A 14,681-nucleotide genomic window follows, 5' to 3' on the forward strand; every position below is an offset into this window, starting at 1 on the left:
CTGAATTACTACCTGGCCTGTTCCGTTGCTGATGTCGTTCATTTTGCAAAGATCTCCAGCAATCGTGGCGCTATTTTCTCCAGCGGGCGGATTTCCACAGCGGCATCGATGGCGGCGGCGGCTTTCGGCATGCCGTACACCGCACTGCTGTGCTGGTCCTGAGCGATGGTCAGGTAACCCTGCTGGCGCATCAATTTGAGTCCCTGGGCCCCATCACGGCCCATGCCGGTAAGCAGCACACCCACTGCCTCCCCATTCCAGTAACTGGCCACGCTTTCGAAAAATACGTCGATTGACGGTCGATAGATCTCGTTGACCGGCTCGGCGGTGTAGGCCAGCGTGCCATTTTTCAACAAACGAATATGGTGATTGGTGCCCGCCAACAAAACCGTACCGTTTTGCGGTGGTTCGCCCTCCTCGGCCAGGCGGACGTTCAAGCCGCTGGAACTGCTGAGCCACTCGGCCATGCCGGCGGCGAACACCTGGTCGACATGCTGCACCAGCACAATGGCGGCCGGAAAATCAGGGGGCAGGCCCTTGAGCAAGACTTCCAGCGCCGCGGGCCCTCCGGCAGACGAACCGATGGCCACCAGGCGCTGACATTGCCCCGGGCTGCGCTGCGGCACCGGGTTTGAGCGCACGCGATTACCGCGGTCGCCGATCAACCAGCCAATATTCAGAATCTTGCGCAGCAACGGTGCAGCGGCTTCCTTCGGATCGCCGGCCCCGAGTGCCGGCGTATCCACCACATCCAGTGCGCCGTGGCCCATGGCCTCGAACACCCTGTGGACATTCTGCTGCCGATCGACCGTGACAATGACGATCGCACAAGGGGTCTCGGCCATGATCCGGCGGGTGGCCTCGACCCCGTCCATGACCGGCATGATCAAGTCCATCAGGATCAGGTCCGGGGTCAACTCGGCGCAGCGCTGCACCGCTTCCAGGCCATTACCGGCCACCCACACCACCTGATGCGCCGGCTCGAACGCCAGGGCTCGACGCAGGGCCTCCACGGCCATTGGCATATCATTGACGATTGCGATTTTCATGCCCGCGCTCCTCCTATGAGCTCAACCACCGCGTCGAGCAGGGCATCGTCGTGGAAACTGGCCTTGGCTAGATAATAGTCGGCCCCCGCTTCCAGTCCACGACGCCGATCCTCTTCGCGATCCTTGTAGGACACCACCATGACCGGCAGCGATTGCAACCGGTTGTCGCGACGCAGCAGCGAGACCAGTTCGATCCCGTCCATGCGCGGCATATCAATATCGGTAATCAGCAGGTCGAAGTCATCGGAGCGCAGGGCATTCCAGCCGTCCATGCCATCCACGGCAACCGCCACGTCATACCCCCGATTAAGCAGGAGCTTGCGTTGCAGTTCACGCACCGTCAGCGAATCGTCGACCACCAGGATCCGTTTGCGTGCCACTTGCGCCGCCTGCTGGCTGTGGCGTGCAATCCGCTCCAGGCGCCCGGTGTTGAGCAGTTTCTCCACCGAGCGCAGCATGTCTTCGACGTCGACAATCAACACCACCGAGCCGTCATCGAGCAGGGCGCCGGCGGAGATATCCTGAACCTTGCCCAGGCGCTCATCCAGCGGCAGTACCACCAGGGTCCGCTCACCGATAAACCGCTCGACGGCGACGCCGTACACTGCATCCCGTTCGCGAATGACCACCACCTTGAGCGTTGCCGGGCTGGTCTGGCTCGCCGGTCGCTGCAGCAACTGACTGGCCGCGACCAAACCAACGTGCCGGCCTTCGTGCCAGAAGTGCTGGCGACCTTCCACCTGAACGATTTCGTCCGGCTCCAGGTCGCACATGCGCTCGATGTGCGCCAACGGGAAGGCGTAGGCCTCTTCACCAACCTCCACCACCAGGCTGCGTACCACTGACAGCGTCAACGGCACCTCAAGGTGGAAGTGACTGCCCTCGCCCGCTTTCTGCTCCAGCACCACCGCCCCCCGCAGTTGGCGGACCATGTGCTGAACCGCGTCCAGACCGACGCCGCGCCCCGACACCTCGGTGACGGTGTCGCGCAGGCTGAAGCCTGGCAGGAACAGGAAGGTCAGCAGTTCCTCCTCACTCAACTGTGCGGCGGTCTCGCTCGGCGACAACTGACGCTCGACAATGCTGCGCCGAACCCGCTCCAGGTCCACGCCATTGCCGTCATCGCTCAACTCCAGCACCAGCAGACCGGCCTGATGGGAGGCGCGCAAGCGAATCAAGCCTTCGGCCGGTTTACCGGCCAGCAACCGCTGCTCGGGCATTTCGATGCCGTGATCGACAGCGTTACGCAACAAATGGGTCAGCGGTGCTTCGAGTTTCTCCAGGACGTCGCGATCGACCTGGGTTTTCTCGCCGTCGATCTCCAACCGGACCTGCTTGCCCAGGCTGCGGCCCAGGTCGCGCACCATCCGCGCCTGGCCAGTGAGGACATCGGCAAACGGCCGCATGCGACAGGCCAACGCCGTGTCATACAAGACCTGGGCGCGCTGGCTGGCCTGCCAGGCGAACTCATCGAGTTCGGCTGTTTTCTCGGCCAGCAGTTGCTGGGACTCGGCCAGCAGCCGCCGCGCATCGTCGAGTGCCTCTTGCGCCTCAAGGCCCAGGGCCTGCTCCTTGAGGTGGACGTTGAGGTTTTCGAGGGCTCGCAGGCTATTGTTCTGTATGCGCTTGAGGCGCTGCATCGTCGACAGGTAGGGTTTCAGGCGCTGGGTTTCCACCAGCGACTTGCTCGACAGGTCGAGCAGGCTGTTCAGGCGTTCGGCCGTGACCCGCAATACCCGCTCGCCACTCTCGGTGACGCGCTTGGTCTTGTGCACAGCCTCCAGCGGCGTGGCCAGCAATGACGCGGCGTCTGGCGACTCCATCGTTGGCGCTGGCGGCACTGGAGGGTCGAGTTGCAACTCGGCCATTGGCGCAGTGGCGGATAACAGGGTTTGCGCCATGACCGGCGCCGCCTCCGCGGCAGGGTCAAGCAACCGCCCCATCAACGCCACGTAGCCATCAATGTCGTTCGGTCCGATGTTGGCGCTGCCGGGCGTGGCAATGCGCATCAACAGATCGGTGCCTTGCAGCAGGGCATCAATGTGCTCCGGACGCAGGAACAGTCGCCCCTCCTGGGCACTGACCAGGCAATCTTCCATGACGTGGGAAACGCTGACCCCGGCATCCACACCGACAATCCGCGCGGCGCCCTTGAGCGAGTGGGCCGCGCGCATGCAGGCTTCCAGATGATCGGCCTGGGTCGGGTCGCGCTCCAGCGCCAGCAGGCCGGCGCTGAGGACCTGGGTCTGGGCTTCGGCCTCGAGACTGAACAGCTCCAGCAATGAGGCGTCGCGCATTTGATCTGAGGTCATGTCAGGCTCCGGGTCACGGCGGACAACAACTGCTCTTCGTCCAGCCAGCGCAAACTACGGCCCTTGAAGGGCAGCACGCCCCGGGTGTACCTGGCACCGGCCTGCGGCCCCGAGCGGGAAGCGCTGTCGAGAATTCGCTCATCGATGGCGTGAATCCCGTCCACTTCGTCCACCGGTACCACCACCGGGCCACCGTGTGCCGCGATGATCAGCATGCGCGGCATGACCCGTGCGGTCGACGCCACGCCCGCGGTGACTTCCAGCTCCAGCAACTGCGCCAGCGACAGGCAGGCCACCAGCGCACCGCGCACATTGGCAACCCCCATCAGGGCCCGCGAACGTTGATGGGGCAAGGAATGAATCGCCTGCAAGGGCGCCACTTCCACCAGGCTGCGGGTGCTCAGCGCCAGCCATTCTTCGCCCAGGCGGAACATCAGCAACGAACGCGTGACGACATCCGCCTCGACGGTGGCAGACGAATGGGCCTCATCGTCTTGCTGCAGGGCATAACGATCCAGCAACCGCGTAGCCGCGGCGGAGTACACGGCACAGTTACGGCAATGGATATGTTCGGACAGCAATGGGCAGGACTTGTCGCCGTGAATACCGATGCGGTTCCAGCAGTCGTCGATGGCCTGGGCATCTTCATGGGTCACGTTCAATGAAACAGAACCGGTCATCGTTTACGCTCACTGTCAGCGGTACGTTCGTTGCGGGCGGCACGCTCCTGCAAGCGACGGGCGCCCGCCGCATCGCCCTGGGACGCCAGCAATGCCGCCAGGTGCATCAAGGTCTCAGGGTGTTGCGGTTCCAGGTACAACGCCTTGCGGTAGTAACCCTGGGCTTCCAGCACGCTGCCGGCGACATCGCTGAGCAGCCCCAGCCAATAGAACACCTGCGACACCGGCCCGTGTCCACGTAAATAGTCTTCGCAAGCCGCTCGCGCCTCGAGGCTCTTGCCTTCGTTGGCCAGGGTCGCAATGTTCGCCAACAGCACTGCGGCATCAGTGCTCGGCGTTTTATCAAAGCTACGCGGCGCCGCAGGTGCAGGAGCTTGCGTGGCGAAAGGGCGACTGCGAACCGTCGGCGGCGCAGTGTTACGCACGGGCAAACTGACCGGCAGCGGTGGCGCGACAAAGGTCGGCGGCGCAGGTGTAGGGGCACTGTGGCGACTGAAGGCAAACGACTGGGCGATCCCGATCGAGCGCATGCCCAGGCGCCCCAGCAGGCTGCCTTCGGCCGGACCGATAAACAGCACGCCGTCCTCATGGGTCAGGCGCTTGAGCACTTGAAAAACCTGCTGCTGGGTTGGCTGATCGAAATAGATCAGCAGATTGCGGCAAAACACGAAGTCATAGGGCGCTTCATCGGCCAGCAGCGTCGGGTCCAGCAGATTCCCCACCTGCAGACGCACTTGCTCGCGCACCCGCTCACTGAGGTGATAGCGCTCGCCTTCGACACTGAAATGTCGCTCGCGAAAATCCATGGGCTGCCCGCGAAAGGAGTTTTTTGTGTAGCACGCACACTTGGCTCGCTCGACCGACAGCGGGCTGACATCCAGGCCTTCGACCTTGAACTGATGGGGCGCAAGCCCGGTATCGAGCAACGCCATGGCGATCGAGTACGGTTCCTCGCCGGTGGAACACGGCAGGCTGAGAATCCGCAACGCGCGCATGCCCTTGATCTCGGCCAGGCGCTTGGTCGCCAGCCTGGCCAGGGTGGCAAAGGACTCGGGGTAGCGGAAAAACCAGGTTTCGGGAACGATCACCGCTTCGATCAGCGCTTGCTGTTCCTCGCGCGAACCTTGCAGGTGGTGCCAGTACTCATCGGAGGTTTCCACCTGCTGCGCTGCCGTGCGCTGGCGCACCGCGCGCTCGATGATCGCCGGCCCGACCGAACTCACGTCCAGACCGATGCGCTCCTTGAGGAAGTCGAAAAAACGCTGGTCGCTGCTCATGTACCCTCCTCGAGCATCGCCAGATTCAGGGGAGGCGATGGAAACAGCAGCGCACGCACCTGCGCGTCCAGCAGGTCCGCCACCCGCACCCATTGCAGCAACCCCCGGGCATCTTCGCGCACCGGCCCCAGATACGGCGCCTGGCGGTTGTCCAGGCCATAGGGCTGGAACTCCTCGGGATCGCAACGCAGGGTATCGGTGGCCTGTTCAAGAATCAGACCCAGCAGTTGCGCGGGCTCCGTCTCGTCCGGCCGATAGTGCACCAACACCAGGCGTGTACTGGTGCGTGCCTGGGCCGGCTGACCGAACGCCAGGGCGCCCACATCGATCACCGGCACGATCAGGCCGCGATAGGCAAACACGCCGGCGACCCACGGCGGGGTCCTGGCGATGGGTTTGAGCGGCAGGCAGGGCAGCACTTCCGCCACCTCGACCGCTTGCACGGCATAACGCTCCTCACCGATGCGAAACACCAGGAACAGCGACTGCTTCGGTGCCACGCCAGCGCCCCGCTTGACCACGAGCTCGCTCATCAGACTTTGAATCGCGAGACGCCACTGCGCAGCCCGACGGCCACCTGGCTCAGCTCATCGATGGCGAAACTGGCCTGACGCAGGGACTCGACCGTCTGGCCGCTGGCATCGCCCAACTGCACCAGCGCGTGATTGATCTGCTCGGCCCCCGTGGCCTGGGCCTGCATGCCTTCGTTGACCATCAACACCCGAGGCGCCAGCGCCTGAACCTGATGAATGATCTGCGACAACTGCTCGCCGACCTGCTGCACTTCGGACATGCCACGGCGCACTTCTTCGGAGAACTTGTCCATCCCCATCACACCGGCCGACACCGCGGACTGGATCTCGCGCACCATTTGCTCGATGTCATAGGTCGCGACAGCCGTCTGGTCGGCCAGGCGCCGGACTTCGGTGGCCACCACGGCAAAACCGCGCCCGTATTCACCGGCCTTTTCCGCTTCGATCGCCGCGTTGAGCGACAGCAGGTTGGTCTGGTCGGCGACTTTGACGATAGTCACCACCACCTGATTGATGTTGCCGGCCTTCTCGTTGAGGATCGCCAGCTTGGCGTTGACCAGGTCAGCGGCGCCCATCACCGAATGCATGGTGTCTTCCATGCGCGCCAGCCCTTGTTGCCCGGACCCCGCCAGCACCGAAGCCTGGTCGGCCGCCGTGGACACCTCGGTCATGGTGCGCACCAGGTCTCGGGAGGTGGCGGCGATTTCCCGCGAGGTGGCGCCGATTTCCGTGGTGGTCGCGGCGGTCTCGGTGGCGGTGGCCTGCTGTTGCTTGGAGGTCGCGGCAATTTCCGTCACCGAGGTGGTGACCTGTACCGAGGAGCGCTGTGCCTGGGACACCAGCGAGGTCAACTCGGTCATCATGTCGTTGAAACCGGTTTCCACCGCCCCGAATTCGTCCTTGCGATCCAGGTTCAGGCGATTGCTCAGGTCTCCGGTACGCATGGTTTCGAGGATATTAACGATGCGGTTCATCGGCGACATGATCGCGCGCATCAGCAGCAGACCGCAGAGCCCGGCGACGACGATCGCCACCAGCAGCGACAGGCCCATGCTGATTTTTGCCGCAACCACGGCATCGTCGATGGCCGCCGTGGCATGGTCGGCGACAACCTTGTTTTCGCCGATGATCTCATTGAGCTTCACACGGCCTGCGGTCCAGGCCGGCGTCAGTTGTTCGGTGAACATTTTGGTCGCTTCGGCTTCCTTGTTGTTCCGATGCAACTCCAGGACCGAAGCCAGAATGATGGCGTAGTTCTGGTGCGCCTTCTCGAACAAGTCGAACTCCTTGCGGTCCTCGCGGCCATGAATGGTAGCGGCGTAGTCAGCCATCAGCGTTTGAAGATGCTGTTCATAAGATTCGAACTCGGCGACATTTTCCGCGGTGACGCCCTGGCCCTCCTCCAGGCCCAGCATCTTTTGAGTCTGCAAGTAACTGTCGACCCAGGCGCTGCGAATCATCGAACTGTAATAAAGCCCGGGCACCGCATCGTCACGCACGCTGTTTTCACTGGCCTCGATCTTCAGCAACCGTGAATAGGAGACGACAACCATCAGGAACATGATGGCGATGATCACCGCAAAACTCGCCAATATGCGTTGGCGTAACGTCCAGTTCTTCACAGTCAGTCCTCGGGGCCATTCAAATGCAGGGGAGTATAGCCGAGGGCGCGCCACGAATAATCAGCGGTTGCGCACTGCGTCTCATCCCGGGCGAAAACCCTTGAATGCACCGGGACAGCTACTCTCCGCCAGACAAGCCACGGGCTGCCAGTGATAGTTGTGTAGAAACAGGTCGTGGATTGGCCATTGAGGAAGGCATCCCCCAATGGCCACGCTTTCCACGGGCAGTGAGTTCAGCCAGGCACGGCGGTCAGACCTGCGCCAGGCGCACCTGTCGCTCCAGTTCGGCCTTGAGCCCCGGTTCCAGCTTGAGCTGGCGTGCCAGTTCGTCGAGGTAGGATTTTTCCATGAAGCTCTCTTCGTCCACCATCATCACACTGGCGATGTACATCTCGGCAGCCATTTCCGGGGTGTTGGCGGCGCGCGCGACGTCGGCCGGGTCGAGCGGTTTGTTGAGTTCGGCGTGCAGCCAGTGCTGCAGTGCCTGATCGTTGTCCAGCCGGGTGAATTCGCCTTCGATCAGCGCACGCTCGCGCTCGTCGACATGACCATCGGCCTTGGCCGCCGCCACCAGCGCCTTGAGGATGGCCTGGCTGTGCTCCTCGACCTGCGCGGGCGGCAAGCGGTCAAGGGTTTGTGGTGCGGAGTGTGGCGCCGTGCCCTGCTGGGCCTGCCAATTGCCATAAGCCTTGTAGGCCAGGACGCCCAAGGCCGCGAGACCACCATAGGTCACCGCCTTGCCGCCATACTTGCGAGCCTTCTTGCTGCCCAGCAGCAGGCCCATGGCACCGGCGGCCAACGCACCGCCGGTGGCGCCGGACAACAGACTGCTCAATCCGCTGGAGCCTGAAGCATTACGCTGAGGGGTGCCGGTCTTGTTCTGCAACATATCCTGACCGGACTTGAGTAGCTGATCGAGCAAACCACGGGTGTTCATGTGCAGCCTCCAGAAAAAAGACGTTACTAAATAAATAGGGTCGTCAGTCTAGATCTAAAGTGCCCGAGGCTTGGCTACGAGAGTGCTTCAAGATGTTGGCAAAAAACACGGCTGGGTGACATCACCAGGCTATGATCCGAAGCGTACCTCGGTGCCTGGTGATCATCTGGAGAATGCCACTTCAGCCACAACGCCATTGCCGGGATGCCGGGCGCCCCGAAGGGGCTCCGGCCATCACGGGATTGAGCGTGCAGGCATCACGGGACCTGACGGGCCAGCTCCTCTTGCCGGATAAGCCGCTTGTTGATCTTGCCGACGCTGGTCTTGGGGATATCGTCCACGATCCTGATCTGCTTGGGGATCGCCCACTTGTTGATGCGGCCACTCTCGACATAGTGATGCAGGTGGATCTCCAACTGCCCGGGAGCAATATCTTCGCCGGGCACACCCACCACCAGGGCAATCGGCCGTTCCCCCCACTGCGGGTCAGGAATACCGACCACCGCGACCGACGCAACCGCCGGGTGCTCGCTGATCAGGCTCTCCAGTTCCAGCGAGCTGATCCACTCGCCCCCGGTCTTGATCACGTCCTTGAGGCGGTCCTTGATCTCCACCACACCCAGCGCGTCGATCGAGGCGATGTCGCCGGTATGCATCCAGCCGTTTTCCCAGAGCTGAGCGCCCTGCTCCGGCTCTTTCAGGTAACCCTGGGTCAGCCAGGGCGCACGCAGCACAATCTCGCCCTGGGATTCGCCATCGTGAGGCGCCTCGTTACCGAAGGCGTCGATGATTTTCATTTCGACCATCGGCACCGCCACCCCGGTCTTGATCCGGGCAGCCACCTGGTCCTGCGCGCTTTGCGCGGATTCCGGCGCACGCAAGTGCGTGAGGCAAATCAACGGACAGGTCTCGGACATGCCATAGCCACTATGGACCAGCATGCCTTTTGCCGTCGCCTGGGCCGCGACGCCATGGGTCAAGGCACTGCCACCCAGGAGCAACTTCCAACCCGTGAAATCAGCCTGCGTCGCTTCCTTGCAATCGAGGATCATCTGCAAAATCGTCGGCACGCAATGGGAAAAGGTGACCTTCTCATCGCGGTGTAGCCTGACCAGGCTGTTGGGTTCATAGCGGCCCGGGTAAACCTGCTTGATCCCCATCAGCGTTGCCACATATGGCACGCCCCAGGCGTGCACATGGAACATCGGCGTGATGGGCATGTACACGTCGTCCGAACGCAACAACGGCAAGCCCTGATACACGCCCAGAGTGCCCACGGCGTTCAGGGTATGCAGCACCAACTGGCGGTGGCTGAAATACACCCCCTTGGGGTTGCCCGTGGTGCCGGTGGTGTAGAACAGGGTCGCCACCGAGTTCTCGTCGAAGTCGGGGAAGTCGAAGTGCGGCTCACTCCGGGCCAGCAGCGCTTCATATTCGCCCAACACCGGTAACCCGGTGGCGGGTGCGCCGACGTCGCTGAGCTGGATAAAGCCTTTGACGGTCGTCAGCTCGCCATGAATCTGCTCCATCAACGGCAGGAAATCATCATGCACCAGCACCACGTCATCCTCGGCGTGATTCATGGTGTAAAGCACCTGCTCGGGCGAGAGGCGGATGTTGACCGTGTGCAACACCGCGCCAATCATCGGCACGGCAAAGAAACACTCCAAATAGCGGTGGCTGTCCCAATCGAGCAGGGCCACGGTATCCCCCGCCTTGACGCCTGCGTTGACCAGCGCATTGGCCAGGCGCCTGATCCGCTCATTGAGCGTGCGGTAGTTGTAGCGCAGCTTGTCTGCGTAGACGATCTCCTGCTCGGGCGCGTAGCGGGCCCCCGAGAGCAGCAGGCTTTTGATCAACAAGGGATAGCTGTAAGCGCCTTCTGCGGGCGCGATTATTTTTGTTTTCGACACGGTGGGGCTTCCTGATTCTGTAGGTTGCAGGTCGTCTGCGGTGCTCGGGTTCAGAATTGCTCGGCGTCGAGCAAGTACAGCGACTCACTGCCGGCCCTGACCGATGCGGCCAGCGACTCGATGCGCGGCAACAAACGAGCGAAATAGAAGCGCGCCGTGCCCATCTTGCTGGCGTAGAAGTCATCCTGCGCTTCCTTGCCCTGTGCGGCCTTGGCCATCAACGCCCACATGTAGGCGTAGGCGGTGTAGCCGAAGGCATGCAGGTATTCCACTGACGCTGCACCGATTTCGTTCGGGTTGCCCTTGGCGCGATCCAGCACCCAGGCCGTCAGTTCATCGAGGCGATCCAGGGCCGCATCGAGCGGCTTGACGAACTCGCCCAGCGCCGCGTCTGCCGTGGTGGTGAAATGACGGATCTCATCAGCGAACAGTTTGTAGTACGCGCCACCCGTGCCCACCACCTTGCGTCCCACCAGATCCAGTGCCTGGATGCCGTTGGTGCCTTCGTAGATCTGGGTGATCCGCACGTCGCGCACCAGTTGTTCCTGGCCCCACTCGCGGATGTAGCCGTGGCCGCCGAACACCTGCTGGCCGTGCACCGTGGTTTCCAGGCCCAGGTCGGTGAGGAACGCCTTGGCGACCGGGGTCAGCAGCGCCACCAGCTCTTCGGCGCGTTTGCGCGTAGTCGGGTCTTCGCTGTACTTGGCCGTATCGAGCTGCATGGCCACGTAGGTGGAAAACGCCCGGCCGCCTTCGTTGCAGGCTTTCATGGTCAGCAACATGCGGCGCACGTCCGGGTGCCCGATGATCGGATCAGCCACCTTGTCCTTGGCTTGCGGTCCGGTTGGCGCCCGGCTCTGCAGGCGATCGCGGGCGTATTCCACGGCGTTCTGGTAGGAGCGTTCGGCGGTTGCCAGGCCCTGGATACCCACCCCCAGGCGTTCGTAATTCATCATGGTGAACATGGCCAACAGGCCTTTGTTCGGCTCGCCGACCAGGTAACCCACAGCTTCGTCGAAGTTCATCACACACGTGGACGACCCCTTGATGCCCATCTTGTGCTCGATCGAGCCACAGCTGACCGGGTTGCGCGCCCCCAGGCTGCCGTCGGCATTGACCATGAACTTGGGCACCAGGAACAGCGAGATACCTTTTGCCCCGGCCGGCGCGTCCGGCAGTTTGGCCAGCACCAGGTGGATGATGTTATCGGTCAGGTCCTGCTCACCACCGGTGATGAAGATTTTGGTACCGCTGACCTTATAGGCGCCATCGGCCTGAGGTTCGGCCTTGGTGCGGATGATCCCCAGGTCGGTACCGGCGTGGGGCTCGGTCAGGCACATGGAGCCGGTCCAGACGCCGGCATACATGTTCGGCAGGTAGGCCGCCTTCAGCTCTTCGCTGGCATGGGCCTTGAGCGACAGGCAGGCACCGGCGGTCAGCATCGGGTACAGGCCGAAGGACAGGTTGGCGCCATTGACCATTTCCTCGACCTGGGCGCCAATCACCTTGGGCATGCCCATGCCGCCGTAGGCCGGGTCACCGCCCACGCCGACCCAGCCGCCTTCGGCAAAGGCACGGTAGGCTGCGGGGAAACCGTCCGGCGTGGTCACCGCGCCGTCGCTCCAGGTGCAGCCCTGCTCGTCGCCACTGCGATTGAGCGGGGCAATGAGGCCTGCAGCTACCTTGCCGGCTTCCTCGAGCACGGCAGTGGCCGTCTCTTCATCGACCAGTTCGGCCAGCGCAGGCATGGAGGCCCACAACCGGGAGACTTCAAAGACCTCGTTGAGTACGAAACGCATATCGCGCAGGGGAGCTTTGTAATCAGACATGTTTCAAACACTCAGGCAATGTCAGGGCAAGAAGCTGCCCTGATGGATAAAAAGATTTACGCAGGCTTGGCGACGCGGGCCGGCATGCCGGTATCGCGCAGCAGGAAGTAGGACAACGCCGGAATCAGGATCAAGGCTCCGAGCATGTTCCAGAGGAACATGAAGGTCAGCAGGATGCCCATGTCGGCCTGGAACTTGATCGGCGACCAGGCCCAGCACACCACACCGGCGGCCAGGGTGATGCCGACCAGGCCGACCACCCGGCCCGTGAAGGACACCGCGTTGCGATAGGCCTCGGCCAATGGCATGCCGCTGCGCTGGTAAGCCAGTTGCACACTGAGCAGGTACAGCGCGTAGTCCACGCCGATGCCCACCCCCAGGGCAATCACCGGCAGGGTCGCGACTTTCACGCCGATGCCCATGACCACCATCAAGGCTTCGCAGAGAATCGAGGTCAGCACCAGCGGCAACAGGGCCACCAGCACAGCGCGCCAGCTGCGGAAGGTGATCAGGCAGAACACAATCACTGCCAGGTAGACATAGATCAGCATGGTGCGGTTGGCTTCGCGCACCACGATGTTGGTTGCCGCTTCAATGCCCGCGGTACCGGCGGCCAGCAGGAACTGACGATCGTCGGTGCTGTTGGCCCTGGCGAAGCGGTCGGCGATCGCCACCACCGCGTCCAGGGTCTCGGCCTTGTGGTCCTTGAGGTAGGCAATCACCGGCATCACCGAGCAATCGTTATTGAACAGTTCCGGCGCATTGACCGAGGCCTGTTGCGCGGCGTAGTTCAGGACGTCCTGGTTGCGCTGGATGTTGTTGAGCTTGGGGTTACCTTCGAACGAGCCCGCGGTGATCTGGCGCACCGCGTTGACCAGCGATGAGGTCGCCTGCACGCCCGGGTACTGCTGCAGCTCCCAGGCCAGGCGGTCGGCGAGGATCAGGGTCTGGTAGTTCAGGCAGCCTTCGGCCGGGGTCTTGATCATCACCGCGAACAGGTCGCTGGACAGCGCGTAGTGGCTGGTGATGTAGGCGTTGTCGCGGTTGTAGCGCGAGTCCGCGCGCAACTCCGGGGCGCCACTGTCGAGGTCGCCGATTTTCAGTTGCAGGCTGACCACAAAGCCTGCGATGCCCAGCACCAGGGCGCCGATGACAATGCCGGTGGCCCACTTGCGCGTGGTGAACCGGTCGAGCAGGTCCCACAGCTTGCCGAAACCGCGGTGATTGTCGGCCCGGGAATCGATCTTCAAGGCACGCTCGGCCGCCTTGGTGCCGACGCCGATATAGGACAGCGCCACCGGCATCAGCAACAGCGAGGTGAAGATCAGTACCGCCACGCCGATGCTGGCGGTAATGGCCAGGTCCTGGATCACCGGGATGTCGATCAGCATCAGCACGGCGAAACCGACGGCGTCGGCCAGCAGCGCGGTGACACCGGCAATGAACAGACGGCGGAAGGTGTAGCGCGCCGCGATCAGCTTGTGGGTGCCGCGGGCGATGTCCTGCATGATGCCGTTCATCTTCTGCGCCGCGTGGGACACGCCGATGGCAAAGATCAGGAAAGGCACCAGGATCGAGTACGGATCGAGGGCATAACCCAGCCAGGCGACGATGCCCAACTGCCAGACCACCGCCGTCAGCGAGCAGAAGATCACCAGCAAGGTGCTGCGAATGCAACGGGTATAGAGGTAGATGATGACGAACGAGGTGACCACGGCCAGGCCGAAGAACATCATCACCTGGATCAGACCGTCGATCAGGTCGCCCATCAACTTGGCGAAACCGATCACCCGCACCTTGTACTTGCCCTCGCCCTCCTCCCCGGCCTTGCGCGCCTTGCTGTCGCCGCCGAATTCGATCTGGTCGCGCAACTGCTGTTCCAGTTGCTGGGCGAAGGCATGGTAATCGATGCCATGGCCCGTGGCCGTCGCCGTGTCCAGCAGCGGCACGATCAGCATGGTCGATTTGAAATCGCTGGCCACCAGGCTACCGACGATGCCGGCGCGGTTGATGTTCTGGCGCAGCTGTTCGATATCCTTGGTCGAGCCCTGATAGGTGTCGGGCATCACCGGGCCGCCCTGGAAGCCTTCCTCGGTGACTTCGGTCCAGCGCACCGACGGGCTCCAGAGTGACTTCATCCAGGCACGATCGACGCCTTCGGTCAGGAACAACTCGTCATTGACCTGCTTGAGCAGGCTCAGGTACTCAGGGTCGAAAATATCGCCCTCGGTGTTTTCGATCACCACCCGTACCGAGCTGCCCAGGCCGCGCAAGGACTTGCGGTTTTCCAGGAAGTTCTGGATGTACGGCTGGCTCTGCGGAATCATTTTCTCGAAGCTGGGGCGCAACTCCAGGCGGGTTGCCATCATGTAGCCCAGCACCAGAGTGATCAGTGCCATGAGCAGCATGAACAGCGGGCGATGGTTGAACACCCAACGTTCCAGCCGGTTGCCGGAGCTTCGGTCGAAGTCATGCAAGTCGCAAATCACCGGCATGGTGTCTTGCTTTATATTGCCCATGTCTGGGTAC

10 protein-coding genes are annotated in these 14,681 nt (G+C 62.6%); all 10 read right to left on the reverse strand.

What is annotated here, in order from left to right; all coding sequences use genetic code 11:
- Nucleotides 1–38 precede the first annotated feature (38 nt).
- The 10 genes from AC3WQN_RS15520 to AC3WQN_RS15565 all read right to left on the reverse strand — a co-directional run bounded on the left by AC3WQN_RS15520 (nt 39) and on the right by AC3WQN_RS15565 (nt 14,671).
- Entirely contained in the window at nt 39–1,049 is a 1,011-nt protein-coding gene (locus tag AC3WQN_RS15520; protein WP_103399770.1) for a chemotaxis response regulator protein-glutamate methylesterase, read from the reverse strand.
- Nucleotides 1,046–3,361 (reverse strand): hybrid sensor histidine kinase/response regulator, encoded by a 2,316-nt coding sequence (locus tag AC3WQN_RS15525; protein WP_103399771.1) that lies wholly within the window; start codon nt 3,359–3,361, stop codon nt 1,046–1,048. The genes AC3WQN_RS15520 and AC3WQN_RS15525 overlap by 4 nt, the downstream gene beginning before the upstream one ends.
- Nucleotides 3,358–4,041, reverse strand: a complete 684-nt coding sequence (locus AC3WQN_RS15530; protein WP_103399772.1) for a chemotaxis protein CheW — start codon at nt 4,039–4,041, stop codon at nt 3,358–3,360. Before AC3WQN_RS15530 ends, AC3WQN_RS15525 begins: the two co-directional genes overlap by 4 nt.
- Complete coding sequence (locus AC3WQN_RS15535) at nt 4,038–5,318, reverse strand: CheR family methyltransferase (RefSeq protein WP_103399773.1); 1,281 nt, start codon at nt 5,316–5,318, stop codon at nt 4,038–4,040. The genes AC3WQN_RS15530 and AC3WQN_RS15535 overlap by 4 nt, the downstream gene beginning before the upstream one ends.
- Nucleotides 5,315–5,851 (reverse strand): chemotaxis protein CheW, encoded by a 537-nt coding sequence (locus AC3WQN_RS15540; RefSeq protein WP_103399774.1) that lies wholly within the window; start codon nt 5,849–5,851, stop codon nt 5,315–5,317. The genes AC3WQN_RS15535 and AC3WQN_RS15540 overlap by 4 nt, the downstream gene beginning before the upstream one ends.
- Complete coding sequence (locus AC3WQN_RS15545; RefSeq protein WP_103399775.1) at nt 5,851–7,473, reverse strand: methyl-accepting chemotaxis protein; 1,623 nt, start codon at nt 7,471–7,473, stop codon at nt 5,851–5,853. Before AC3WQN_RS15545 ends, AC3WQN_RS15540 begins: the two co-directional genes overlap by 1 nt.
- 250 nt (nt 7,474–7,723) lie before the next feature.
- A complete protein-coding gene (locus tag AC3WQN_RS15550; RefSeq protein ID WP_103399776.1) occupies nt 7,724–8,410 on the reverse strand; it encodes a tellurite resistance TerB family protein in 687 nt (228 codons plus the stop codon).
- A 257-nt stretch (nt 8,411–8,667) separates the two neighbouring features.
- Entirely contained in the window at nt 8,668–10,323 is a 1,656-nt protein-coding gene (locus AC3WQN_RS15555) for a fatty acid--CoA ligase (RefSeq protein WP_103399777.1), read from the reverse strand.
- Between the two features lie 50 nt (nt 10,324–10,373).
- A complete protein-coding gene (locus AC3WQN_RS15560) occupies nt 10,374–12,152 on the reverse strand; it encodes an acyl-CoA dehydrogenase C-terminal domain-containing protein (protein WP_103399778.1) in 1,779 nt (592 codons plus the stop codon).
- A 56-nt stretch (nt 12,153–12,208) separates the two neighbouring features.
- A complete protein-coding gene (locus AC3WQN_RS15565) occupies nt 12,209–14,671 on the reverse strand; it encodes an efflux RND transporter permease subunit (protein WP_103399779.1) in 2,463 nt (820 codons plus the stop codon).
- Nucleotides 14,672–14,681: the final 10 nt, after the last annotated feature.

The organism is Pseudomonas sp. FW300-N1A1 (assembly GCF_058789115.1).

Coding starts and splice junctions, on each gene's coding strand:
- AC3WQN_RS15540 (WP_103399774.1), bottom strand. CDS start 5,851: ATGAGCGAGCTCGTGGTCAAGCGGGGCGCTGGCGTGGCACCGAAGCAG.
- AC3WQN_RS15535 (WP_103399773.1), bottom strand. CDS start 5,318: ATGAGCAGCGACCAGCGTTTTTTCGACTTCCTCAAGGAGCGCATCGGT.
- AC3WQN_RS15550 (WP_103399776.1), bottom strand. CDS start 8,410: ATGAACACCCGTGGTTTGCTCGATCAGCTACTCAAGTCCGGTCAGGAT.
- AC3WQN_RS15530 (WP_103399772.1), bottom strand. CDS start 4,041: ATGACCGGTTCTGTTTCATTGAACGTGACCCATGAAGATGCCCAGGCC.
- AC3WQN_RS15560 (WP_103399778.1), bottom strand. CDS start 12,152: ATGTCTGATTACAAAGCTCCCCTGCGCGATATGCGTTTCGTACTCAAC.
- AC3WQN_RS15565 (WP_103399779.1), bottom strand. CDS start 14,671: ATGGGCAATATAAAGCAAGACACCATGCCGGTGATTTGCGACTTGCAT.
- AC3WQN_RS15520 (WP_103399770.1), bottom strand. CDS start 1,049: ATGAAAATCGCAATCGTCAATGATATGCCAATGGCCGTGGAGGCCCTG.
- AC3WQN_RS15525 (WP_103399771.1), bottom strand. CDS start 3,361: ATGACCTCAGATCAAATGCGCGACGCCTCATTGCTGGAGCTGTTCAGT.